Below are 24,658 nucleotides of genomic sequence, written 5' to 3'. Positions count from 1 at the left end.
ACGAATAAACTCCTTAACTTATTTTAATAAACCAGCACGTCTCAACAAAGCTTCTGGTTTTGGTTTTTGCCCTCTAAATTTTTTATATAAGGTCATTGGGTTTTCTGTACCACCTTGGGATAAGACGTAGGCCTTGAATTTATCTGCAACTGTTTTATTAAAAATACCTTCTTCTTTAAAGTATTCAAAGGCATCAGCATCTAAAACTTCAGCCCATTTATAGCTGTAATAACCAGAAGAATAACCACCTTGAAAAATATGTGCAAAAGCTGTACTCATACAATTTTCTTTCACATCAGGATATAAGCTTGTGTTTCCAAAAGCTTTAGTTTCATATGATTTAACGTTACTAATATTTGATGGGTCAACACCATGCCAAGACATATCTAATAACCCAAAACTTAATTGACGTAAAGTCTGCATACCTTCATGAAACGTTGCAGATGCTTTTATTTTTTCAATTAATTCCATTGGAATAACTTCACCTGTTTCATAATGCGTCGCAAATAGTTTTAAGGTTTCTTCTTCGTAGCACCAGTTTTCTAAAATCTGACTTGGTAATTCTACAAAGTCCCAAAACACACTTGTACCAGATAAACTAGGATATGTTGTATTGGCTAACATGCCATGCAGTGCATGTCCAAACTCATGAAATAAGGTTGTCACCTCATTAAAAGTCAATAGAGAAGGTTTGCTTTTTGTCGGTTTAGTGAAATTACAAACTATTGAAACATGTGGGCGATGATTGTCACCATTTTTAATCATTTGAGGTTTGTAAGAAGTCATCCAAGCACCATTACGTTTTCCGGCTCTAGGGAAAAAGTCAGCATAGAATACAGAAACCAATTCATCATCGGTATCTGTCACTTTGTATGTTAAAACATCATCATGATATTTATCAATGGTATCGATTTCTTCAAATTTTAAGCCAAATAATTTTTCGGCCACAATAAATGCACCATCGATAACATTTTCTAGTTTAAAATAGGGTTTCAGTTGCTCGTCATCTAAGCTGAATAATTTTTGCTTCAATTTTTCAGAATAGTAAGCAGAATCCCATTTTTGCAGTTGCTCAATTCCATCTAAGTCTTTTGCAAAGTTTTCAAGATTATTGAATTCGTCCTTAGCTGCAGGCTTTGCTTTATCTAATAATTCGTTTAAGAATGTATTGACTTTCTCAGGTGTTTCTGCCATACGCTCTTCTAGTACAAAGTGGGCGTGAGTTTTGTAACCTAAAAGTTGTGCACGTTCAAAACGTAATTTGGCTATTTTTAAAACTATATCTTGGTTATCTAAATCGTCATTATTAAAACCTTTACTTCCGAATGCTTTTGATAATTTCTCTCGTAATTCACGATTATCTCCATAGGTCATAAAGGGAATATAACTTGGATAATCTAATGTAATTAACCAACCCTTTTTGCCTTTACTTTCAGCTAATTGCTTAGCTGCTTCTTTTGCTCCTTCAGGTAAGCCAGATACCTGAGTTGGGTTAGTAAGGTGCAGTTTATATTTGTTGGTTTCAGCTAAAATATGTTCGCCAAACTTTAATTTTAATTGACTGGACTCTTTATCAATAGCTCTAAGTCTTTCTTTTTTATCTTCAGATAGATTAGCACCATTTCTAGAAAACCCTTTATACTTTTTATCGAGAAGTGTTTCTTGTTCCGTACTTAAATCTAAATCAGATTTTGAATTGTAAACAGCTTTTACACGCTTAAATAAATCTTTATTTAAAGTTATGTCATTACTAAACTCTGATAATAAAGGGGATACTTCTTGTGCAATATTTTGAATAGCATCATTAGTTTCTGCAGAATTCAAATTAAAAAAAATACTAGATAGGCGATCTAGCTCCTCACCAGAATAGTCCAAAGCTTCTATTGTATTTTTAAACGTAGGACTTTCACTATTTTTTACAATGTCATCTATTTCTGATTTTGCTTTTTTAATGGCTGTTTTGAAAGCTGGTAAATAATCCTCAGTTTTTATTTTAGAAAAAGGGGCAGTATTGTATGGTGTGTTAAAGTATGATTTAAGAATTGTCATTGTCTATGTTGTCTAATTATTCTTACGTATTTTATTGGTAATGTGAATTTTAACTCATTTTTAAGAGCTTAAAATTTAAAAACTCATATTAGTTTGATTACTTTTGCAGAATCTTTTTAGTATGTAATTATACTTGAAAGAAAATGGTTAATAGCTAAAAGCCTTAACGAAAGTTGAGGCTTTTTAGAGGTCTTTTGCAGAATCAATCACTTTCGCCTTTAATCCTTCCTTATAAATCATAATTTTATCTAAAACACACTGATCTGAACTTCCGATAATTTGTGCAGCTAAAATGCCAGCGTTTTTTGCTCCATTTAATGCAACGGTAGCCACAGGAACTCCACCAGGCATTTGTAAAATTGATAATACAGAATCCCAGCCATCAATAGAATTACTACTCTTTACTGGAACACCAATTATAGGAAGTGGCGATAAGGATGCAACCATTCCTGGAAGATGAGCTGCACCACCAGCACCAGCTATTATAACTTTAATACCTCTAGTATGAGCATTTTTACTATAATCAAATAATTTATCTGGTGTACGATGTGCAGAAACAATATCAACTTCTATCTCTATATCAAATCCTTTTAAGATATCTATAGCGTCTTGCATTACTGGCAAATCGCTTTTACTTCCCATTATTACGCCAACTTTACTCATAATTTATTCACTAATTACTTCAATTGTATGTTTTACTTTTTCTGCAACTTTACGAGCTACAGTAATGTCTTTATTCACAATAGTGACATGCCCCATTTTTCTAAAAGGCCTTGTTTGTTTCTTACCATATATATGTGGTGTTACTCCATCCATAGCAAGTATATTGTCAATGTTTTTATAACATACATTACCTGTATGATTTTCTGCACCAACTAAATTCACCATCACACCAGCAACTTTACTTTCTGTGTTACCTAATGGTAACCCTAAAATACATCTTATGTGTTGTTCAAATTGAGATGTATAACTAGCCTCAATACTGTAATGGCCAGAGTTGTGAGGTCTTGGAGCAACCTCATTAACAATAATATTATCGTTTTCTGTTTGAAACATTTCTACAGCTAATAATCCAACATGTTTAAATGCAGCTGACGTTTTAAGCGCTACAGATTCTGCTTTTTTTGCAATATCGTCAGGAATTCTAGCAGGACAAATTACATATTCTACTTGGTTTGCTTCTGGATGAAATTCCATCTCAACAACTGGGTATGTTTTTAAATCTCCAGCTTCATTTCTAGCAACAATAACAGCTAATTCGTTTTTAAAAGGAATTAGATCTTCTGCAATACATTCTGCATTTGGTAAATCTACTAAATCTTCATTACGCCTTACTACTTTTACACCAGTTCCATCATAACCAAATCGAGCACTTTTCCATACAAAAGGGTATTTTAATCCACCATTAGCTATAGCATCTTTAATTTCTGAAGGGTGTGCAAAATGACTGAAGCTTGCCGTTGGAATATTCTGATCGCGATAAAATAACTTCTGAGTTGCTTTATTCTGAATAGTTCGTAATGTTTTGGAAGAAGGAAATACTTTTATGCCTTCATTCTCAAGAGTTTCAAGTGCATCAACGTTTACGTTTTCTATTTCAAAAGTTAAAACATCTACCTTCCTTCCAAAATTAACTACTGTATCGTAATCTAATAAGTCACCAACGGTAAACTCATCACAAGCCAATCGAGATGGTGCTTCTTTACTAGGATCTATGACACATGTGTAAATATCAAATTTACGTGTATCATAAAGCATCATTTTGCCTAGTTGACCACCACCAAGAATGCCGAGTTTAAAATTTGAAGAGAAATAATTCATGTTCATTTCCCTTTATAGAGGGAACCTGTTAAAAAATTCAACAATATCTATTACAAAAATAAACTAATTATAGAACAAAATTCTAAAATTAGAAACCAAAAATCGTCTATCGATAATCATTTGATTATCTTTGCATTTCTAAAATAATAACATAGTGATAAAGCTTCACGACTTATACTTTAAACCTTTTATTTCAGAGCAAGAAATTGATGCAACTGTACAAAATATGGTGGATGCAATTTCTAAAGAATTAGAAGATGAAATGCCTGTATTTGTTGGTATACTTAATGGGTCATTTATGTTTGTCAGTGACTTTGTAAAAAAGTATCCGAAGCCATGTGAAGTTACGTTTATTAAACTAGCGTCTTATGAAGGGGTTAAATCTACTGAGGATATTCAACGTTTAATTGGCTTAACCCAAGATTTGACAGGAAGAACTGTTGTTATTTTAGAAGATATCATAGATTCAGGTAACACATTGGAAGAAGTGCATCGCATTTTTGAAAATGACAATGTAAAGCAATTACTTATCGCAACTTTATTTTATAAGCCTGAAGCTTATGACAAAGATTTTAAACTTCATTATGTTGGTATGGAGATTCCTAATAAATTTATTGTAGGCTATGGTTTAGATTATGATGGATTAGGACGAGACTTACCAAACGTATACCAATTAAAAACAACACAACACATGACTAACCTAGTGCTATTTGGCCCTCCAGGTGCAGGAAAAGGAACACAAGCTAATTTCTTAAAAGAAAAGTATGATTTAGTGCACATCTCAACAGGTGATGTATTTAGATATAATATAAAAAATGAAACTGCTTTAGGTATGTTAGCGAAGTCGTACATGGATAAAGGGGATTTGGTGCCAGACCAAGTTACTATTGATATGTTGAATAAAGAGGTAGAGAAAAATGCAGATGCTAACGGCTTCATTTTTGATGGTTTTCCAAGAACTAATGCGCAAGCAAAAGCTTTAGATGAACTTATGAATAGTAAAGATTCTCAAATCAATGCTATGGTTGCTTTAGAGGTTGATGATGAAATTTTAGTACAGCGTTTATTGAAACGTGGAGAAACTAGTGGAAGAGCTGATGATGCTGATGAGAGTATTATTAGAAATCGAATTAAAGAATACTACACTAAAACTGCAATTTTGAAAGATTACTATTCTGATCAAAATAAATATTTTGGTGTTGATGGAGTAGGAAGTATTGAAGATATTACATTGCGTTTAAGTACTGTAATAGATAAACTTTAAGTTTATAATTGCTGTTAAGACAAGAATTTATTTTTCTTATTAATTAAAACAAATTCCCATTTTCATGGGAAGTAAACATGACTGAAGGAAATTTTGTTGATTACGTAAAAATGCATGTGTCTTCTGGAAATGGAGGTAAGGGTTCTTCTCATTTACATCGTGAAAAGTATATACAAAAAGGCGGACCAGATGGAGGCGATGGTGGTCGTGGAGGACATGTAATTCTTAAAGGAAACTCTAACCTTTGGACTTTAATTCATTTAAAATTTAAGCGACATATTAGAGCTGGTCATGGTGCTCATGGTAGCTCAGGGAGAAGTACGGGTGCTGATGGAGAAGATGTTTATTTAGAAGTGCCATTAGGAACTGTCATCAGAGATTCAGAATCCGACAACATCTTATTTGAGATTACTGAAGATGGTGAAGAAAAGGTTGTAGCAGAAGGTGGTATGGGTGGTCGAGGTAATTGGCACTTTAAAAGTTCAGTGAATCAAACACCACGCTATGCACAACCAGGCATTCCTTTAGAGGAGCGACATATTACTTTAGAACTTAAAATACTTGCTGATGTTGGTTTGGTAGGATTTCCTAATGCAGGAAAATCTACATTATTATCTGTTTTAACCTCGGCAAAACCCAAAATAGCCGATTATGAGTTTACAACGCTTAAACCTAATCTTGGTATCGTAGAGTATCGCGATTATCAATCGTTTGTAATGGCAGATATTCCTGGTATTATTGAAGGAGCTGCCGAAGGTAAAGGTTTAGGGTATTATTTCTTAAGGCATATTGAGCGAAATTCAATTTTGTTATTTATGATTCCTGCAGATGCTAAAGACATTGTAGAGCAGTATGAGATTTTAGTAGATGAATTAAGACGCTACAATCCTGAGATGTTAGATAAGGAACGTTTTGTGGTAGTGTCAAAATCTGATATGCTAGATGATGAATTAAAATCCGAAATGTCTACTATTTTGGATAAAGATTTAGAATGTAAATATTTATTTATTTCCTCAGTTGCACAACAAGGCTTAACAGAGTTAAAAGATAAGCTTTGGCAAATGTTGAATAATTAATTCTTTATTCTATTCATCATAATTACTTTACTGCTGTTGGTATATATTATTTTTAAAATCAGGCACATTTAGAGCACTTTTCTTCAATCTTTGATAGTCTTTGGTGATCCATTGTGACACTAACAACAGTTGGTCTTAATGATGTATATTCAATAATTGTTGGTGGTCCTATCTTTACTTTTTTCATTCTATTGATTGGTTTAGGGATTGTAGTTATTCCGACAGGTATTATTTTCTCGTCTATAACAAAAGCTGTGGATTCAAGAGATAAACAGGTATAGTTAAAGTTTTTCTTAGCCTTTTATTTTTTAATATATTTAAAACAAAAAGCATGAAGACCTTCAAATTTATTTTAATAGCCTTATTAATTACATCTTGTGGAACAATAGTCAACTATGACTATGAGAAATCAACTGATTTTACACAATACAAAACGTATAATTATTTTGGTGATATGAAAACTGGATTAAGCCAGTTAGATAATAAACGCTTAATAAGAGCCATTGATGCTAAGCTTCAAACTATGGGATTAGCGCGTTCTGAAAACCCAGATTTCTATATTGATATTCAAAGCCAAGATGTAATGAATAGAAATAACTCCAGTGTTGGAGTAGGAGCTGGTGGTGGAGGTCGAGGTGGCTTTGGTGGAGTTTCGGTGGGTATTCCTTTAGGAGGTAGCCAAAATACTAGAGAAATAGTTATTGATTTTGTAGATAAAAACCAAAATGAAAAACTGTTTTGGCAAGCTGTAAGTGAAAGTTCATATAAGCAAAATGCATCTCCAGAAAAACGAGAAGAAACTTTTGCTAAATTAGTTGAGAAAATATTTTCTGGTTATCCACCTAAAAAATAAGTTAATCACCTGTTAATACTCAGGTTTCAAGATGATTAGGTTTTGTTTTTAGTAAACTAAAACCTTCAATCAAATGAAAACAACCACGCTATCAATTCTCGTATTTTTACTTTTAAGTACTTCGGTGTCTTTCTCACAAACCGAAATAAAAGCTCCAAAAGGCTACTCAAATGACATCGGAAATATGATTTCTATGCTCGACAATTTAAAAGGTCGTGTAGAACGTAATGTTAGAAATTTAGAGCAATAAGGCACTGATTTTCTTTTAGATGAAAATGCGAATAGTCCTGGTGCTATAATATATCATTTAGCTGCAACAGAAGCTTATTATCAAGTTTACACTTTTGAAGGAAGAGGTTTCAATCTGAGGAAAGAGAGAAATGGGAAACTGCTTTAAATTTAGGTGAAAAAGCTAGAAATGAATTTAAAAATAAGCCTATAGAATATTATATGGATATTTATGATAAAGTAAGAGCTAAGACCAAAAAATTATTAAAGAACAAAGATGATGCTTGGTTTAAAAAGGCGATAGGTAATATGAGCATACATTGTGCTTGGTTTCATGTCATGGAACACCAAGCTAACCATATGGGACAATTAGCACTAATTACTAAACGTATCAAGTAAAAAAGAGAAGCTAAAGACCTCTCTTTTTTACTTGATATTTAATTGTTAACTCAATAAATCTTTGTATTTATCTTTATAGCCGAAAAGTACAACAATGTTAAGTATGAGTAAAACAGCAGCTCCTCCAATTCCACCAGGATCTAAGGTCGCATGAAATAAAACGGCGTTAACAGAAATACTCATTAAAATTAACGCTAATAAAGCACCGAATTTGTCTAGAGTTAAAGCTAAGCCAGCAATGATTTCTACAATACCTACAAGTACCAATGTTTTAGTACCGGTTAAAGCACCAAAATAGGCTCCAGCTTCGGCATTTAGCTCTGGCATTGGCAAAAAATCTCCGAATTTGTTTACTCCGAAAACGAATACAAAGATTCCAAGTAAAAATCTTAGAACCATAAAAACTTTTGAATTCATAATCTTATAATTTTGTTAGTTAGTAATCTTCAAGGTATAAAAAATATTTTTTACACTTGTACTTGTTTGTCGTTAAGGAAACATTTAACTAACATATTTTGATTAGTTCAACAAGACTTTATATTTATCCTTATAACCAATTAATAGTGTAATATTGAGTAAAAGAAATAGAGCAGTTCGTGCAATACCACTTGGGTCTAAAACAGCATGAAATAAAAAGGCGTTTATAGAAATACTCATTAACATAACAGTCATTAGAGCACTATATTTATTGAATATTAATGATAATCCAGCTAAGATTAATGTTATTCCTACAAGCTCCATAGTTTTAGCACTAGTTAATGCAGAAAAGTAATTAGCAGCATCACCAGTTGTTTCTGGTATTGGTAAAAAATCAGCGAATTTATTTATTCCAAAAACTAAACTTAAAATTCCAAGGATTAATCTTAGAATCATAAATATTGTTGCGCTCATCTAAGATATTTTTATGCGTTATTGATTCTTAGAGTACAATATGAATCTCTTCAAATTTAATATTCCCTAATTATCTTAACTAATAAAAAGGATTGTTATTCTACAGTAATTCGTAATCCTTCGCTATGACTACTAAATTCTGGTGCATACATGCTTTGTATAATGCTAATACCATTACTCATATCACCAGCGTTGTTGATTCTTAAGTCGTACTCAAATACATAAACGCCTTTTGGTAAGTAGTCTATAAAGAAGTTAGTAGCTGCATCTTTAGTACTTTCATAATAACCCAAACCATCTTGCCACTTGTATTGAGATAAGACATTAATAGGCTCAAAACCTGCAGCGCGCATGTCTTTAAGATGAACAAATTCCATAGAACGATCTGTTCTTAACTCTATTCTTACTCTAACTAAATCACCAACGTTTAATTTTGTTTCTTTCGTAATCTCCGAGATTTTTTCACCTATATCTGTATTGGTTTTTAAGAAGAGTTTCTTACTTAACTTCAAAGGTGTTTCTGCCACAGTTATTTTGTCTAAGTCTTCAAAATATTGCCAGTATAAAGCTCCCCAAGCAATGCCATCTCCTTTTTTACTTATGGTAACATCTGCCTGTTTAGGTTTTATTTCTGAGTCAGTCCATGATGTTTTATAATAGCCTGTACCAGCCTCAATTTTTGAACCCTTCAATGTTTCGCGAGTAATAGATTGATTACCAACCGTTACATCGACAATTTCTGTAACGTCTAACCATTCGCTACCTTGTAATAATAAAGCATAAACGGCTTCTGTAGTTGCTTTAGTCGTTTTCCATTGATTAGTTTGCTTATTCTTTAATAACCAAATTTTCAAATTATCGATATCATTTAGATTATTTGCTTCGCTCTGAATGGTACTACCAGCCTCAGAAAATGCTTCAATCAATAGAGCTTGTGTTTCAATAGGCGCTTGGTGCCAGTACCAAGAATTGGTATTAGCTTTCCAGTACATGCCTAATTCTTCAGAAGTAATACTATTCTCCTTTAATGATTTTAAAATCTTACCAGAAGTTGAGTTATCATCCATTCTGTGCATAATTAAAGCCATTAAACCCTTAGCATATAGTGAACGCTTTAGCCAATACTTCTTAATCTGACCTTGGTAATACTCCATAATTTTTTCAACTTCTGAGCTAGGTTTTTGTTCAGGGTAAAAGCTTCGAACATATAAATAATGTAATTGCATATATGATAAATGGTCTTCATTCATGTCTGCATCTTTATTGTACTTCTTTAAGTTGTTGTATTCTTTTACAAATTCTGAATCTAAATATCCTAATGCACTTTGCACCATTGATTTATAACTACCATTTTGTTTAACGTTGAGTTGCTTTAGATGTCCAAAGCCAGCAATGATATGTTGCGTGATATAACGATTTTCGTATCCACTATTAAACCAAGCCCAAGCTCCAGAAGGCAATTGGTTTTGTTTTAATTTTCGTTGCGCAGATTGTAACTCATGATTCATTTTATTTAAATCGAACAGTAAACCAATACGTTTTTTCTGCTCAGTTTCAGACTGTGCATCTCTCAACCAAGGTGTTTCTTGAATTAAGAGAGATTTTAAGTCTTGGTTTTTTTCTAAGTTACTTAACAACGCATCTGATGATTTCCATTGGTTAAAAACCGCCTCAATCTTTGGATTTGACTTTACAATATGCTGTGCTAATGCATTGGCATAATATCTAGAAAAGGTTTGCTCATTACAATCATAAGGATATTCCATTAAGTATGGTAAGGCTTGTACAGCATACCAAGCCGGATTTGACGTCATTTCTAAAGTCAACTTATGGTGACTAAGTGTAGTGGAAGTCTGATTCTTCAACTTATCTAATGTAAAGGTCTTCGTTTGGTTAGAACGTATCCACATTGGCATAGTCTCTGTCACTAACATTCTATTAGATAATACAGGTAAAGTATTTTGTTCACCATCACTAAAGTCTCCAGCTTTTGCAATAATTTTGTATTGTACAGCTTGTATACCCTCTGGAATCATAAGTATCCATGATACTTGAGTATTACCTTTAGAATCAACAGTAAAAGACTGTTCTCTATCGTTATTTATATCGATACTTTTTTGACCACGAATTTTAGAATTTATTATAAGTGAACTAGAAACTTCCTCATTCGTTAATGGGTTTATAAGAATTAATTGTGCTTTCCCAGAAACTTCTGTATCAGTAAGGTTAGCAATTTTAGTACTAATTACAATTATATCTCCTTCTCGTAAAAAACGAGGTGCATTTGGTATTACCATCAACTCTTTCTGAGTTACCGCTTCTAATTGAGTTACTGCACTTTCCAAAGTTTTAGTATGAGTCAATAATTGCAATTTCCATGAGGTTAAAGCTTCTGGTGCTGTAAAATTGAAACTTACATTACCTTCTGCATCTGTTTGTAATTCTGGGAAGAAAAATGCAGTTTCGTTGAGGTTTTTTCGAATTTGGATGTTTCCTGAATCAACTTCTTCTTTTTCTGTGTATATTGCATCAGGACTCTCATTTACGAGATTTAGTAAACTATTTATATTTGCTTCTGCCTCAGGTGCACCACCTACTGCTACAGCATCATCTTTCATTTCAACTAATTCCTGAACACCTCTTATATTATCTGAAGAATATACGACACCTTTTCTTCTCAACTCATTCTTATAGTTATTCCCAAAATAAAACCCAAACCAATTCAATTGGTCATAGTTTTGACTTGTGTAACCACTAGCATGTTTAAAACGATTAAACAATCTAAAATTAGTTGTACCAAAACTTTGTCTTGCATTTTTATTAATACTTCCATAATAATTTGGACGACTGATTGGATTAAAATTCCAGTTATGATCTCTAAATTCATCTAGAGAAGCATCATACATACTTGCTAGTAATTCCGCTGATACTTTTTCACCTTTTGGGCCTTTAATTTTAAAACTCCAAGTTTCATCTTGTCCTGGTTGTAATTTATCTCTAAACGTTTTTGTTTCAATTTCTAAATCCGTTTTAGGGTAAGGTACATTGATACTAAAACTTTGTGGTATATATGAGTTGAAAGCCGCTAAACTACAATGCACTTCAAAACCACCAAAATCATTACCTAAAACAGGAATGCTAATGGTTTGTTTTGAGTTATTTAAGGTTACTAATTGTGTTGAGATAATTTTACGGTCTTTTTCAACCTCTACAGTAACAATAATGCTATTTGCTGCAGAACCCAAAGTTAGCTTAGCAACGTCTCCTGTTTTATAACTTATTTTATCTAGAGAAGCTTCAAATAATTGATGGTCTGCAATGGTTTTATCCGATTTGCTGTAGAGCGATGTAAACATTTCATCTTTTACATCTTGCCCAAATTTATCTTTACTCTGGGCCACAATAATATACTTACCAGAATCCCATTTCTTCAATTTCTTTAAAGTGATGATTTTTTCTTTTTCGGTATCAAAGTCAGCTTTAAAAACTAAATCACCTTTATCCCAATTGGTTAATAAATCTTCATTATCATAAGGATCATTAGGGAACAAAGTTTTAAACTCTTTTTGGGTTATCACTTGGTAATCTGGCGCACTCCAAGGTCTAGCTCTTAAAACTTTATTAGGTGCATTGAGCTTGTAAATTTTAAGTGTTCCTTTTACAGATATTTCCTCGCTATTTAAGTTTTGAGATATTAAAGAAACCTCTATAACCTTTTTTGTTTTATCAATAGCGTCTGGTGCTACAATTTTAAGTGTCATAGCATGATAACCAACATTTACAATTGTTGTAGCTGTTCTGGTCTCACCATTTATATCTGTAATATCAGCCGTAACTTCATATCTAAATATAGGTAAATTGTCTTTTGTTACGCTTTCATCTGGAATTGCCATAAACGTAATATCAAATTCACCTTTATCATTTGTTTTAGATTCACCATAGGTGATTTCTTGAGGTTCAGAATTATAGGATGGACGTCTCCAGTAATACCAGCCAGGATATTGCACTTGCCGTTTTACACGATAGATTACTTTTGCATCTGTTATATTACTACCAGCAAAAGCTAAGGCTGTTCCTTTTACAGTAATACTATCGTTAACTTTATAGGTTTCTGTAATAGGTTGAAATTCTGCTTTAAACTTTGGACGTTTATACTCTTCAACAGAAAAATAGGTGTAAGTTGTATTACCACAAAATAGCTCTAGCGTATAATTACCTGTTAAGCCATCATTAGGTAATATAAACTCGCCATTTACAGAACCAAATTCATTAGTTTTTAATTCTAACTCACTGATGATTTCTCCATTTACATTTTTAAGTTTTGCTTTAGCTATATTATTGGCAAACACTTCCGTTTTATTATCTTTAGTAGCTGTGGCTATCCCTTTAAAATAGACTACCTGTCCTGGTCTATATATACTTCGGTCTGTGAATAAGAAGACATTGTATTTAGTATTGTTATTTTCTTGAATCTCGTATGTTCTGCCAATATGATAGTCTCCAAAAATTCCAATATCGTCCTTATAGTCTGCTCTTATTTCAACAGCTCTATAATAACTTTGATCCTTATTGAATTTGAACTTTCCAAAGCGGTCTGTAGATAACATTTTAGAGAAGGTCTTATTTCTATTGCTTCTATAGGTGATGTTAATAACGGCATCAATAATAGGGTCTCCATTAATTCTGTTGATCAATTGATAGTGAACAATGTCATTTTGTACACTTTCTACTAATGCCATATTAGTAACCTGCATATGTGTAGCTCCAAAAACATTAGCTTCAGTATTAGTATCGGCTTTAATGAGGTATAAGCCATTTTGTAGTTTGGGTACTATGATTTCAGTACTATGAAGTTGGTAATCACCTTCAGTTTTTAATGAGCTTGTATAAGATTTAAAAACAGAAAGTTTATTAAAGAACTTTGCTTTGTCTGATGCATTGTAGATTTTGTTATAAGTATCTAATTGACTATTATTTACCTTATAAATCTTAAAGTCTAGCGAAGTAAGATTTTTATAATTAACTAAAATCCTTGATGCTGAATTTATAGGAGTATATTCCTCAGCTTGCAATTTTATATAAGGTTGAAGAATCTGTTGTTTTAAAATGTCACATTGTTTTGCGCCATCACTTTTTGGGTAATTGGAAATTACAGCATTACATAAATCAAAAGCTTCTTTGATTCTCCAGCGATTTGTTAAGTCTTCGTTTTTAATATTGCTATTTGTATTGCCTTGTTGTTTGTAAATTGAGGCAATTTCAAAATTATATGAAGCCGATAAATCCAATGCTTTAAAAGCTACAGCTCTGGTCTTTAAGGTTTCTAAAAGTAAGTCTTGTTTATTTGTATAAGTAGCATGCTGAGAAACAAACTTTAAGCGCTCAATATCATTACTTACAAATGCTTTAGTTGGTTCAGCTTTTCGATGAAATTTTAATAGACTCTGATATATCTTTAAAGCGTTAAACTGTAATGAATTTTCATCCTTAGATTTTAAATCTAAATTGATGAATAATTCACTATCACTTATAAGAGCTTCATCATCGATTATAAACTTATAAGCAGGTTGAGTTATAGAGTTCTCATCTGTTTTATAAAAGGTTAAAGCATTATGACTTAGTAAATCAAATAATGTAGGACGAAAATCTTTAGAGTTTTCAGCTTCAGTTAATAAAGTGCTGTAATTACTTAAAGGTTCTTGCTGAAGCATCAAACCATTTTCTAAAGACTTTTGGTAATAAATATGAATCTCGTTGAAAAGCGTCTCTAAATCCCATGTTCTAAAATCATCACTTATTTTTTCTGATGTTTTTGTTCTATTGTAAAATTGATATCTATTTTGTTGAAAATATTGCCAATACATCGTTGCTAGCATATTTTCTAAAAGATGTTTGATGATAAGGTTCTTAGAACTTTCAATTTCAGACTTGAAGCGGTTTATGATATTTAGTTGCGCTTCCTCTTCAAGCGTTAGCATGTATTTGCTCTTGTGCAACAAAGCTTTAATTTGCTGTTGCTCATTTTTGCTTTGTAGTGCATCTTTATAAATTTCGTCTACCGAATCTGAAGCACTTTTTGTAAGTCCTTCTTTTTCAAATTTTATAACCTTGTTCCATTGACTTTCAAAGTTGTCTTGTGCATTAGAAAAAGAAGCGAAGCAAATTAGCATTAGTATTGAGATATAGTTTTTCATTTTGATATCATTTTCTACAAAATACCTTCAAAAGGTATTCCAAAAACAGTAGTAAACAGTGAAACGGTAGTTTCGATGAGTGAAGTTAAGCAATTTGTAAGTTAAACTAAACGTTATTAAACTTAACGCGTTTAATTTTTTTTGGATTTAAGCGAAAATTAGAGATTTGTGATATGTAGAAGTTATTTTTTTCTTGCATAGCATCGTTACGGAAGAATAAAAATGATAAAAATAGGTTACAAAAGATCAATTTTTTAGCAAATTGAAAAACTTTAAACGAGTTCATTGTATTTTTGCAAAATAAAGCCCATTTCTATGTATAGATTTTTATGGATAATTTTATTGTCTTCTATTTGCTTTTCTCAGACTTCAAAAGAGAAAGCTGAAGCTTTTATAGCCGAAAAATCCTTTAAAAGTGCTCAAAATGAAATGGTTGTTTTTCTTAAGGAAAATCCTGAAGATAAAGAAGCTATTGAGTTATTGGGTGATGCTTATGGCCATCAGAAAAAATGGGATGAAGCCATTGAGCAGTATAAAACCTTAACTGATAAGCAACCAAATGATGCTAATTACCAGTACAAATATGGAGGTGCCTTAGGAATGAAGGCACTTAGTATTAGTAAACTGAAAGCTTTAGGAATTATAGGTGATGTAAAACGTGCGTTTTTAAAAGCTGCGGAATTAGATCCAAAGCATATCGATGCAAGATGGGCTTTAGTAGAACTTTATGTTTCGCTTCCAGGAATTATTGGTGGTAGTAATTCTAAAGCACTGAAGTATGCTAATGAATTACAGAAGTTGTCAAAGGTTGATGGTTACTTAGCTAAGGGTTATGTTTATGAATATGATGATGAGCCAGAGCTAGCAGAAAAATACTATCGGCTAGCTATAAAGGTTGGTGGTTCAGTAACGTGCTATGAAAAGCTAACAAATTTTTATGAAGGACAAAATCAACCAGAGAAAGCAATTGGTAATTTAGAGGAGGCTCAAAATAAATTACAACGTAATGCCATGCATTACCAAATAGGAAAAGTATGTGCAGATTACAACATTCAATTAGATAAAGGAGAGAAGTGTTTAAAAGCTTATTTATCTCATTATTCCTCTAAAGATGGAGTCCCAAAAGCTTGGGCATATTATCGTTTAGCACAAATTTATAATCACAAAAAAGACAAAACTGAAGCTTTAAAATGGATTGAAAAGGCGATTACAGGTTTACCTAAAATTAAAGTCTTCCAAGAAGAAAAGGCTCGTATTAATAAGCTTTAGGGAATTAATCACAAATTTTATTTATAGTATTCATCACGTTTTTTGTGCTACTAAATATATGTTAATTATTTTAAATTAATAGTAATACTATTATATTTGCAATCAAATTAATTAAATATGTTAAACTTACTATCAAATTTAAAAATTTCAGTACCAGATAAAATCTATATTAAGGATCCAGAATCTTCCGATTTAGGTAAAAGAATTATAGAGCATAGTATCTTATTAATAGATGAAATTGGCTTTGATAGTTTCACCTTTAAAAAGTTGGGTGTTAAAATTGGTTCTAACGAAAGTTCTATCTATCGTTATTTTGAAAGTAAGCACAAATTACTTCTGTATTTAACATCTTGGTATTGGGCTTGGATCGAGTATCAAATGGTGTTTGCTACCTTTAACATGCCAGATCCAAAGGCACAATTGTTTAAAGCCATAGAAGTGGTGACCAAAACTATAGAAGAAGATTTAACCTTCTCTCATATTAATGAGGTGGTTTTGAATAGAATTATCATAAACGAATACTCTAAATCTTACTTAACTAAGGAAGTAGATAGTGAAAACAAAGAAGGCTATTTTGTAGTCTACAAGCGTATGATTAAGCGTTTACGAGATATGATTATCAACATCAATCCAAAATATAAATTCGCTTCTAGTTTGGCAAGTACTATTGTCGAAGGAGCACTTCATCAACATTTTTTAAAGGAACATTTTAGTTCGATTACGGATTGTAGCAATAAAGTTACACCAACAGACTTTTTCAAAGAGCTCACTATTAACGCTATTAGTAAGTAAAATCATTATGAATACTAAAGAAATTATGTCTCCATGGGAGAGGCTTGTCGGCCTGCTAAAATTAGAGCGAAGGGATTTGTTGCAAGTTATATATTACGCGATTTTTTCAGGACTTTTAGCCTTGACATTGCCATTAGGAATTCAGGCAATAATTAACTTAATTCAAGGTGCACAAGTCAGCACATCTTGGGTTGTTTTAGTAATTTTAGTAACGTTAGGAGTTGCTTTTGTTGGTGTACTTCAACTCATGCAAATGCGAATTATTGAAACCATTCAGCAACGTATTTTTACAAGAGCCTCTTTTGAATTTACGTATCGTTTTCCGAAGATAAAAATGAATGAATTACGAAACTACTATCCGCCAGAGTTAGCTAATCGTTTCTTCGATACGTTGAATATTCAAAAAGGATTAGCCAAGATTTTGGTTGATATTCCAACGGCTATGTTGCAGATTATTTTTGCTTTAATACTGTTATCTTTTTATCATCCATTTTTTATAGCATTTGGCATCTTATTACTCTTGTTAATATATATTGTCTTCAAGTTTACGGCTCAAAAGGGAATGGATACAAGTCTATTAGAGTCTAAGCATAAGTATAAAGTTGCGCATTGGATACAAGAAGTTGCTCGTGCTGTAGTGAGTTTTAAATTATCAGGACAAACAAGTTTAGCAGTTAATAAAAATGACGACTTAGTTAATGACTACTTAAAAGCTAGAGAAAGTCATTTCAGAATTCTAGTTATTCAGTTTGTTCAGATGATTGGCTTCAAAGTTATCGTTACCGCAGGACTATTACTTATAGGTGGATTATTAGTCTTAAATCAAGAGATGAATATTGGTCAGTTTGTTGCTGCTGAAATTATCATTTTATTGGTCATAGCATCTGTTGAGAAATTAATACTCGGTTTAGAAGCGTTTTATGATGTTCTTACTTCACTTGAAAAAATGGGTCAAGTCGTTGATAAAGAACTAGAAATGCAAGATGGTGTTAAACCAGATTTTAAAGACAACTTTAGTTTAGAGTTAGAGAATGTAACTTATAATGTACCGCAAAGAGATCAGAGTATTCTTAATCAAATTTCGTTAAAGATTAAACCAAAAAGCAGAATATTGATTAAAGGTGAAAGTGGCTCAGGTAAATCGAGTTTATTAAGATTAATTGCTGGTGTCATTGAACCAACTAAAGGTAGTGTGTATATCGATGAGTATTCACTAAAAAACATCAATCTAAACCATTATAGATCGCATTTAGGATTATCCTTAGCAGACGAAACTCCGTTTGAAGGCACCATTAGAGAAAATATCACTTTTGGTAATGAGAATATTTCCGAAGACCAACTACAATGGGCAATAGATAAAGTAGGCTTAAAACAATTTATTAAAGAAAGTCCTCAAGGCTTAAATACGATTTTAAACCCTGAAGGGAAACAAACGTCCTTTACAATTGCTAAGAAAATTGTATTGGCTAGAGCTATTGTAAGTCAACCTAAAATTTTAATTCTAGAAGATCCACTAGAGCATTTTGAGCTAGACGAAGTCAATAGGATTATCAAGTTTTTAACAGATGAAACTAATCCTTGGGCTTTGGTAGTAGTAAGTATTAGTAATAATGACTGGTCTCAAAATTGCACACAAGTTATAACCCTTAAAAAAGGTGAAATTATTTAAAGAAATCAACCATGCTAAATATATCTCATAATCAGCTTAATAAATCTGTAGATATTACAACGTCTAAATCAGGTAAGCGTGTTTTTCATGCTAGATATTATAAGTATTTCAATCGTTTTTTAGGAGCGTTTGCTATTGTTGGTATCATTATTTTGTTTTTGCCTTGGACACAGAATATAACAGGCAGAGGACAAGTAACAACCCTAACACCAGATCAGAGACCACAAACCATTCAGTCGCCAATTCCTGGTCGTATAGAACAATGGTTTGTTCGCGAAGGCAATTTTGTATCCAAAGGAGATACGATTATGCAAATCTCTGAAATTAAGAGCGAGTATTTTGATCCTAATTTGGTAGAGCGTACAGCGCAACAACGGGATGCAAGAGCACAGTCTGTTGGATCTTATGGTGAAAAAGTAAAAGCTCTGAATCGACAGATTGGAGCTTTATCTCAGGAGCGAAACTTGAAACTAGAGCAGGCTAGAAACAAATTTTTACAATCTAAATTGAAAGTAAAAAGTGATAGTATAGATTTTGAAGCAGCGAAAACGAATATTAGAATTGCACAATCAAAATACGATCGAACAGCGACTCTAAAAGAAGAAGGTTTTAAAGCCACCAAAGATGTTGAAGATGCCAGACTAAAGCTTCAAGAAACTGAAGCGAAACTCATTTCTCAAGAAAATAAGTTATTAGCAAGTAGGAATGAAGTGATAAATGCTCAGGTAGAAATTTCTCGAGTAAATGCAACCTATGCTGATAAAATATCAAAAGCGCAGAGTGATAAATTTACAGCGCAATCTAGTCAGTTTGATACTGAAGCACAAGTCTCTAAATTAGATAATGCATATTCAAATTATCAAATGCGAAACGATTTACGTTTCATTAAAGCACCATACGACGGTTACATTAATAAAGCTATAAGAGGTGGAGTAGGACAAACATTTAAAGAAGGTGAAGCTTTAGTCGGTATTATGCCTGCACAAGTAGATTTGGCAGTAGAAACTTATGTTGAGCCAATCGATTTACCATTACTTCATATTGGTGAAAAAGTTAGAGTACAATTTGATGGTTGGCCTGCAATAGTATTTACAGGATGGCCAAATGTATCCTATGGAACTTATGGTGCAAAAGTCGTAGCTGTTGAAAATTTTATAAGCGATAATGGAAAGTTTAGAGTGCTTTTAGCACCAGATGAGGAAGATCATAAATGGCCAGAGGCTATTAGAGCGGGATCAGGAGCTTTAACTATGGCATTATTAGATGATGTACCAATTTGGTTCGAGTTATGGAGAAAACTCAACGGTTTTCCACCTAATTATTATAAGCCAGAAGGCGCAGCAAATACTAAAAAGAAATAAAGATGAGAAACATACTTTTAGTAGTTCTTATTGGATTTAGTTATATGGGATTTTCTCAAGCAGAGAACTTATCTAACATTCTTCGTTTTGATGAATACTTAGGATTTGTAAAGAAATTTCACCCTATTGTAAAGCAGGCAGAGTTGATAATAGATGAAAGTCAGGCAAAACTCATGAAATCTCGTGGCGCTTTTGATCCTAAAATTGAAGTCGATTATGATCGAAAGAAATTTAAGGGTACGGAATATTTCGATAGACTTAAGGGAACATTTAAAATCCCGACTTGGTTTGGTGTCGAATTAAAGGCGACATTCGAAGAAAATACTGGTGATTTTTTAAACCCTGAAGCTTTTGTACCAGAAGACGGTTTGTATAGTGCAGGTATTTCAGTGCCATTAGGTCAAGGCTTAATGATAAACAATAGAATGGCCGCTTTAAAGCAAGCCAAATTATTTAGAGAGCAAGCTAAAGCAGATCGCGATATTTACATCAATAACATTTTGTATGAAGCATCTTTGGTTTACTTTGAATGGTTAAAAGCTTATAATGAATTAAAACTATTTGAGAATATTTTAGTGAATGCAGAACAACGTTTTACAGGAGTGTAGAAGGGAGTTGAAGTTGGAGAAAATGCCGAAATTGATGAAACTGAAGCGCGTATTGCAGTTAACAATAGAAAATTAGGTTTAGAGCAATCCAAGGTGAAGCTGATTAAAGCGGCTTTAGAATTATCTAATTTCTTATGGTTAGAAAACAATGTGCCTGTGGAACTGCAGCCTAATATTATTCCAGATGTAAATACTGAGCCTATTGTAGACGCTACGTTTAATATTTACCAATTACGAAGTGATGAGGTGGTTTTAGACGAACATTCGAAAATGCAATCTTTAGGATATAAACTTGAAGGATTGGAGGTTGATACAAAGTTAAAAGCCAATAGATTATTGCCAAGAATTGATGTTGAATACAATTTTTTAACCGAAGTACCAGAAATTGCACGAAGCTTAAATACTGCAGAATATAAAGGAGGCTTAAATGTTAGTTTTCCTTTGTTTCTAAGAAAAGAACGTGGTGATGTTAAGTTGGCACAGTTAAAAATGCAAGACACAGAATTTGAAATGGATGCCACTCGTGTTAATCTTCAAAATAAGATTAGCGCTTTAAAGCAAGAATTGGAGTCTTACGTTTCACAAAATGAAATTACTGCACAAATGGTCTCAGATTACGAGCGTATGTTACAAGCCGAAGAACGTAAATTTGAACTTGGTGAAAGCTCTTTGTTTTTAGTGAATTCTCGTGAGTCTAAACTAATTGATGGCCAATTAAAAGCGATTGAAATTCAGAATAAATTTTTTAGTACCAAAGCAAAATTGTTTAATAGCTTGGCTGTGAATCCTGAATTATAAATAGTATTTTTACAACACTTATTTTAGGATACTATGAATGTACATTTTATTGCTATTGGAGGTGCAGCAATGCACAATTTAGCCATAGCACTTCACAATAAAGGTTATAAAGTTACAGGAAGTGATGACACTATTTTCGATCCTTCAAAATCAAGATTAAAAGCGAAAGGTTTATTACCAGAAACCGTTGGATGGTATCCTGAGAAAATCACTACAGATTTAGATGCTATCGTTTTAGGTATGCATGCAAAAGCTGATAATCCTGAATTAATTAAAGCCCAAGACTTAGGTCTAAAAATTTACAGTTATCCTGAATTTTTATACGAGCAAGCTAAAAATAAAACACGAGTTGTTATTGGTGGAAGCCATGGAAAGACAACGATTACCTCTATGATTCTGCATGTAATGCATTACCACGATCGTGATGTAGATTATATGGTAGGAGCACAGCTTGAAGGCTTTGACGTGATGGTAAAACTCACTGAGTATAATGATTTTATGGTTTTAGAAGGTGATGAGTATTTGAGTTCGCCAATAGATATGCGCCCAAAATTTCATCTATACAAACCTAATATTGCCTTGTTGAGTGGAATTGCTTGGGATCATATTAATGTGTTTCCGACCTATGATAATTACGTTGAGCAGTTTAGCATTTTTGTAGATTCTATTGTCACAGGTGGAAGCATCAATTACAATGAAGAAGATTTAGAAGTAAAACGTGTTGTAGAAGCATCTGAAAATCAAATTAGAAAAATAGCATATCAAACTCCAGAATATACAGTTGAAAACGGAGAAACCCTTTTAGAAACTCCAGAGGGTCCAATGCCAATTGAAGTCTTTGGTGCACATAACTTAAATAATTTAGCTGGTGCTAAATGGATTTGCCAACATATGGGAATTGATGAAGATGATTACTACGAAGCTATTTCTACTTTTAAAGGTGCAAGTAAAAGATTAGAGAAAATTGCCGAAAATTCTAAAAGTGTAGCGTATAAAGATTTTGCCCATTCACCAAGTAAGGTAGAAGCCACAACAAAAGCCGTAAAAGAACAATACAGCGACAGAACTTTAGTCGCTTGTCTCGAATTACATACATATAGTAGCCTTAATGCCGAATTTCTTAAAGAATACAAAGGTGCTTTAGATGCTGCTGACACAGCAGTGGTTTTTTATTCTTCACATGCTGTAGAAATTAAAAAATTGGAAGAAGTATCACACGAACAAATCGCTACTGCTTTTGAGCGTGATGATTTAATTATTTATACCAATCCAGAAGACTTTAAAAGCTTCTTGTTTTCTCAAAATTTTGACAACAAGTCTTTACTCTTAATGAGTTCTGGGAATTATGGTGGTTTAGATTTTGATGAGGTGAAGGAACTTTTTAAATAAAGTTTTATTATTAAAAATTGATAATATATCAATTACGATTTTGATAATCCGTTAAAAGTCCTAAGTGAATCCAATTCGCTAAAGCTTCTCTGTTTTCATAATTTAATATGCGTTTTTGATCTTTACTATTTCTTATATTTCCTAATTCTATATACACCATTGGAGGTAAGGTATTCTTAACTAAGTACAAACCACTCATAGAAGTAACAGTTCCAGAATAGATGCGATTGGGTTGATGCTTCGCATATTTTTGTTTAAAAGTCGTATGTATTTGCTCAGCCAAACGTTTTCCGTTTTTACTATTCTTATGATGGTAAAAGAATACATCAATATTTTTGCCAACACTTCTACTATCTACATGAGTGACAATTAGTCTTTGGTAAGCTCCTTTATGTTTTAAATATAAATTATTGACCGCTTTTGAGCGTTGTCGTAGTCGCAATTTTTGACTTCTTGGAATTTTTTTATTGGGATAACAAACTTCATCATAATCGACCTCTAAAATACGCTCATCTCTTATACCATCATTTTTATCTTGTACAATAATGTAAACCGTAGCTCCGTCAGCCAATAATTTTTTAGCGAGTCTTAGCGTGACATCATAAGCATATTCATCTTCAGTAATTAATTTAGAATTGTATGTTGTTACTGCTCCAGGATCAGGACCACCATGTCCTGAGATTAAATAGTACACTGTATTTTTAAGCGTATTATTTTCAACAATAATCTTGCTGTATTCTTTGCCGAATAAAGGTTCTGTTTTAACTATTGGCTTATTGGAAATACTATCTAATTTAGACACTTTTAAATCGGAAATAGAATCCTTTTCTATAATAGGTAGGGCATAACTTTTACCAACAATTAATTGATTACCAGAAGTTATTTTTTCTTTATTAAGTTCTATAAACTTATCAATATATGTTAGAGCAATATTGTTATCCCTTAAAAGCGAATAAATACCATCTCCAGATTTAGCAATCACAGTTTTAGTAGTTGATTGACCTATCGCTAGATGAATAGATACTAACATAAAAAAGATAAGGAGATGTTTTAGCATACTGTGTTTGAGGTTTATATAAAACTAGTGATTGATAACTGTTTTATGAGTTGATTTATTGTGATTTGGTAACAAAAGTTTGAAATTTTAGACTAATTTGTTACATACCATCGCATATGAATTTCAATCATCTCTTTTATGATTCACGAGTAAACTTCAAATCAATTTCTACGAAGAGAATTGTTTTGTCTGTCTTACTTGGGCTATCTTCAGCAGTATTAATTTATAGCTTGTTTTATGTGTTAAGAGAAACTGATAGAATGTTTTTTCTTGACTTTGAGGAGAGACCTATTGTTGTATCTGAAATAGATAGACAATTATTCAATCTTTTCTTTGCGGCTATTTCACTGATTTTAAGTAATTCTATAGCTATTAGCTTCTTATTTTCTAGACCCCAAAAGGTATTTTCAAGAAGAAATAATAAACGTATTAAAATCTTAAATGATCAAGTTTTTTTAGGATTTAATTTTATTCATTGGTTTGCGAAAGTTTGGTTTTTATTCGCTGCTTTTTCTTCGCAATTTATGGGTTCAAAATTTATTATGAATTTCTTGTTACCATCAGCATTATTGATTCTTGTGCTTTATTTAGATACATGGAAGGCACTTAGTCTTGTATATAAAAAGAATAAATGTAAGATTAAAATATTTCATTTTGTCTTATTTCTACTTCTAACATTTGGTCTAAGTAGACTTAATGTTATAGATTACAAATCTATAGATGAGTCAGCGTTTAAAGCCCATCCAACAATAGAAGTACCAGCAAGCTCATTTAATAATAGCAATAATCAAAGACGTTATTACGATAATCCTGTTTTTAAGATATATTTTAATTCTAAAAATGAACCTTGTCTTTTTAATTCTGAAAATGAGCCTATTCAATTATATGATGTTTATAATGAAATTAGAGACTGAGAGGGGCAACTGAATGATGAGCTTAA

21 protein-coding genes are annotated in these 24,658 nt (G+C 32.4%); 14 read left to right on the top strand and 7 right to left on the bottom strand.

Annotated elements, in window-relative coordinates:
• Positions 1-18 precede the first annotated feature (18 nt).
• The 3 genes from WPG_RS02850 to WPG_RS02840 all read right to left on the bottom strand — a co-directional run bounded on the left by WPG_RS02850 (position 19) and on the right by WPG_RS02840 (position 3,870).
• Entirely contained in the window at positions 19-2,049 is a 2,031-nt protein-coding gene (locus tag WPG_RS02850) for a M3 family metallopeptidase (protein WP_045469116.1), read from the bottom strand.
• 183 nt (positions 2,050-2,232) lie between these two features.
• Positions 2,233-2,712, bottom strand: coding sequence for a 5-(carboxyamino)imidazole ribonucleotide mutase (gene purE / locus WPG_RS02845; protein WP_045469113.1), 480 nt, complete (start codon positions 2,710-2,712; stop codon positions 2,233-2,235).
• A gap of 3 nt (positions 2,713-2,715) precedes the next feature.
• Positions 2,716-3,870, bottom strand: coding sequence for a 5-(carboxyamino)imidazole ribonucleotide synthase (locus WPG_RS02840; RefSeq protein WP_045469112.1), 1,155 nt, complete (start codon positions 3,868-3,870; stop codon positions 2,716-2,718).
• Between the two features lie 154 nt (positions 3,871-4,024).
• On the opposite strand from WPG_RS02840, the gene WPG_RS17685 reads away from it, so the two are divergent.
• The 6 genes from WPG_RS17685 (at position 4,025) to WPG_RS18320 (ending at position 7,690) form a co-directional block, all read left to right on the top strand.
• The gene (locus tag WPG_RS17685; protein ID WP_084221507.1) at positions 4,025-5,134 is read left to right on the top strand and encodes an adenylate kinase; all 1,110 of its coding nucleotides are present in this window, start codon (positions 4,025-4,027) and stop codon (positions 5,132-5,134) included.
• 77 nt (positions 5,135-5,211) lie between these two features.
• Positions 5,212-6,210 carry a GTPase ObgE gene (gene obgE, locus WPG_RS02830; protein ID WP_045469109.1) on the top strand — a complete coding sequence of 333 codons (999 nt, stop codon included), beginning with the start codon at positions 5,212-5,214 and terminating at the stop codon, positions 6,208-6,210.
• A 113-nt stretch (positions 6,211-6,323) separates the two neighbouring features.
• Positions 6,324-6,491, top strand: a complete 168-nt coding sequence (locus WPG_RS18165; protein WP_171817147.1) for a hypothetical protein — start codon at positions 6,324-6,326, stop codon at positions 6,489-6,491.
• A 50-nt stretch (positions 6,492-6,541) separates the two neighbouring features.
• Positions 6,542-7,063 carry a DUF4136 domain-containing protein gene (locus tag WPG_RS02820; RefSeq protein WP_045469106.1) on the top strand — a complete coding sequence of 174 codons (522 nt, stop codon included), beginning with the start codon at positions 6,542-6,544 and terminating at the stop codon, positions 7,061-7,063.
• Positions 7,064-7,136: 73 nt separating this feature from the next.
• Positions 7,137-7,313 carry a hypothetical protein gene (locus WPG_RS18325; protein ID WP_197539934.1) on the top strand — a complete coding sequence of 59 codons (177 nt, stop codon included), beginning with the start codon at positions 7,137-7,139 and terminating at the stop codon, positions 7,311-7,313.
• A gap of 200 nt (positions 7,314-7,513) precedes the next feature.
• A complete protein-coding gene (locus WPG_RS18320; RefSeq protein ID WP_197539933.1) occupies positions 7,514-7,690 on the top strand; it encodes a DUF664 domain-containing protein in 177 nt (58 codons plus the stop codon).
• A gap of 45 nt (positions 7,691-7,735) precedes the next feature.
• Here the strand turns inward: WPG_RS18320 and WPG_RS02810 are convergent, their stop codons facing one another.
• The 3 genes from WPG_RS02810 to WPG_RS02800 form a co-directional block, all read right to left on the bottom strand.
• On the bottom strand, positions 7,736-8,107 hold the full coding sequence (locus WPG_RS02810; RefSeq protein ID WP_045469103.1) for a DoxX family membrane protein: 372 nt from the start codon (positions 8,105-8,107) through the stop codon (positions 7,736-7,738).
• Between the two features lie 102 nt (positions 8,108-8,209).
• On the bottom strand, positions 8,210-8,581 hold the full coding sequence (locus WPG_RS02805) for a hypothetical protein (RefSeq protein ID WP_045469100.1): 372 nt from the start codon (positions 8,579-8,581) through the stop codon (positions 8,210-8,212).
• A gap of 95 nt (positions 8,582-8,676) precedes the next feature.
• The gene (locus WPG_RS02800; protein WP_045469097.1) at positions 8,677-14,775 is read right to left on the bottom strand and encodes an alpha-2-macroglobulin family protein; all 6,099 of its coding nucleotides are present in this window, start codon (positions 14,773-14,775) and stop codon (positions 8,677-8,679) included.
• A 315-nt stretch (positions 14,776-15,090) separates the two neighbouring features.
• On the opposite strand from WPG_RS02800, the gene WPG_RS02795 reads away from it, so the two are divergent.
• The 7 genes from WPG_RS02795 (at position 15,091) to WPG_RS02770 (ending at position 22,661) form a co-directional block, all read left to right on the top strand.
• The gene (locus WPG_RS02795; RefSeq protein ID WP_045469094.1) at positions 15,091-16,044 is read left to right on the top strand and encodes a tetratricopeptide repeat protein; all 954 of its coding nucleotides are present in this window, start codon (positions 15,091-15,093) and stop codon (positions 16,042-16,044) included.
• A gap of 117 nt (positions 16,045-16,161) precedes the next feature.
• The gene (locus tag WPG_RS02790; protein WP_045469091.1) at positions 16,162-16,836 is read left to right on the top strand and encodes a TetR/AcrR family transcriptional regulator; all 675 of its coding nucleotides are present in this window, start codon (positions 16,162-16,164) and stop codon (positions 16,834-16,836) included.
• Between the two features lie 7 nt (positions 16,837-16,843).
• Positions 16,844-18,505, top strand: coding sequence for a peptidase domain-containing ABC transporter (locus tag WPG_RS02785; protein ID WP_045469088.1), 1,662 nt, complete (start codon positions 16,844-16,846; stop codon positions 18,503-18,505).
• Positions 18,506-18,516: 11 nt separating this feature from the next.
• Entirely contained in the window at positions 18,517-19,866 is a 1,350-nt protein-coding gene (locus WPG_RS02780; protein ID WP_045469085.1) for an HlyD family secretion protein, read from the top strand.
• A 2-nt stretch (positions 19,867-19,868) separates the two neighbouring features.
• On the top strand, positions 19,869-20,474 hold the full coding sequence (locus WPG_RS18835; RefSeq protein WP_316929973.1) for a TolC family protein: 606 nt from the start codon (positions 19,869-19,871) through the stop codon (positions 20,472-20,474).
• 93 nt (positions 20,475-20,567) lie between these two features.
• Positions 20,568-21,272, top strand: coding sequence for a TolC family protein (locus WPG_RS18830; RefSeq protein ID WP_316929972.1), 705 nt, complete (start codon positions 20,568-20,570; stop codon positions 21,270-21,272).
• A gap of 33 nt (positions 21,273-21,305) precedes the next feature.
• Positions 21,306-22,661 carry a UDP-N-acetylmuramate--L-alanine ligase gene (locus WPG_RS02770; protein ID WP_045469082.1) on the top strand — a complete coding sequence of 452 codons (1,356 nt, stop codon included), beginning with the start codon at positions 21,306-21,308 and terminating at the stop codon, positions 22,659-22,661.
• Positions 22,662-22,689: 28 nt separating this feature from the next.
• On the opposite strand, the gene WPG_RS02765 is transcribed toward WPG_RS02770, so the two are convergent.
• Positions 22,690-23,718 (bottom strand): N-acetylmuramoyl-L-alanine amidase, encoded by a 1,029-nt coding sequence (locus tag WPG_RS02765; RefSeq protein ID WP_144374407.1) that lies wholly within the window; start codon positions 23,716-23,718, stop codon positions 22,690-22,692.
• Positions 23,719-23,903: 185 nt separating this feature from the next.
• Here WPG_RS02765 and WPG_RS02760 point away from each other — a divergent pair, with 185 nt between their 5' ends.
• Positions 23,904-24,632 carry a hypothetical protein gene (locus WPG_RS02760; protein WP_171817146.1) on the top strand — a complete coding sequence of 243 codons (729 nt, stop codon included), beginning with the start codon at positions 23,904-23,906 and terminating at the stop codon, positions 24,630-24,632.
• The last annotated feature ends 26 nt before the right edge of the window (positions 24,633-24,658 follow it).

The sequence above is a fragment of the Winogradskyella sp. PG-2 genome (genome assembly GCF_000828715.1).
GTDB lineage: Bacteria > Bacteroidota > Bacteroidia > Flavobacteriales > Flavobacteriaceae > Winogradskyella.
This window is presented reverse-complemented; position numbering and strand designations above follow the sequence as displayed.

Coding starts and splice junctions, on each gene's coding strand:
- WPG_RS02850 (WP_045469116.1), bottom strand. CDS start 2,049: ATGACAATTCTTAAATCATACTTTAACACACCATACAATACTGCCCCT.
- WPG_RS02805 (WP_045469100.1), bottom strand. CDS start 8,581: ATGAGCGCAACAATATTTATGATTCTAAGATTAATCCTTGGAATTTTA.
- WPG_RS02800 (WP_045469097.1), bottom strand. CDS start 14,775: ATGAAAAACTATATCTCAATACTAATGCTAATTTGCTTCGCTTCTTTT.
- obgE (WP_045469109.1), top strand. CDS start 5,212: ATGACTGAAGGAAATTTTGTTGATTACGTAAAAATGCATGTGTCTTCT.
- WPG_RS02810 (WP_045469103.1), bottom strand. CDS start 8,107: ATGAATTCAAAAGTTTTTATGGTTCTAAGATTTTTACTTGGAATCTTT.
- WPG_RS02790 (WP_045469091.1), top strand. CDS start 16,162: ATGTTAAACTTACTATCAAATTTAAAAATTTCAGTACCAGATAAAATC.
- WPG_RS02780 (WP_045469085.1), top strand. CDS start 18,517: ATGCTAAATATATCTCATAATCAGCTTAATAAATCTGTAGATATTACA.
- WPG_RS18320 (WP_197539933.1), top strand. CDS start 7,514: ATGGATATTTATGATAAAGTAAGAGCTAAGACCAAAAAATTATTAAAG.
- WPG_RS02765 (WP_144374407.1), bottom strand. CDS start 23,718: ATGCTAAAACATCTCCTTATCTTTTTTATGTTAGTATCTATTCATCTA.
- WPG_RS02770 (WP_045469082.1), top strand. CDS start 21,306: ATGAATGTACATTTTATTGCTATTGGAGGTGCAGCAATGCACAATTTA.
- WPG_RS02785 (WP_045469088.1), top strand. CDS start 16,844: ATGAATACTAAAGAAATTATGTCTCCATGGGAGAGGCTTGTCGGCCTG.
- WPG_RS02840 (WP_045469112.1), bottom strand. CDS start 3,870: ATGAATTATTTCTCTTCAAATTTTAAACTCGGCATTCTTGGTGGTGGT.
- WPG_RS02795 (WP_045469094.1), top strand. CDS start 15,091: ATGTATAGATTTTTATGGATAATTTTATTGTCTTCTATTTGCTTTTCT.
- WPG_RS02820 (WP_045469106.1), top strand. CDS start 6,542: ATGAAGACCTTCAAATTTATTTTAATAGCCTTATTAATTACATCTTGT.
- purE (WP_045469113.1), bottom strand. CDS start 2,712: ATGAGTAAAGTTGGCGTAATAATGGGAAGTAAAAGCGATTTGCCAGTA.
- WPG_RS18835 (WP_316929973.1), top strand. CDS start 19,869: ATGAGAAACATACTTTTAGTAGTTCTTATTGGATTTAGTTATATGGGA.
- WPG_RS18325 (WP_197539934.1), top strand. CDS start 7,137: ATGAAAACAACCACGCTATCAATTCTCGTATTTTTACTTTTAAGTACT.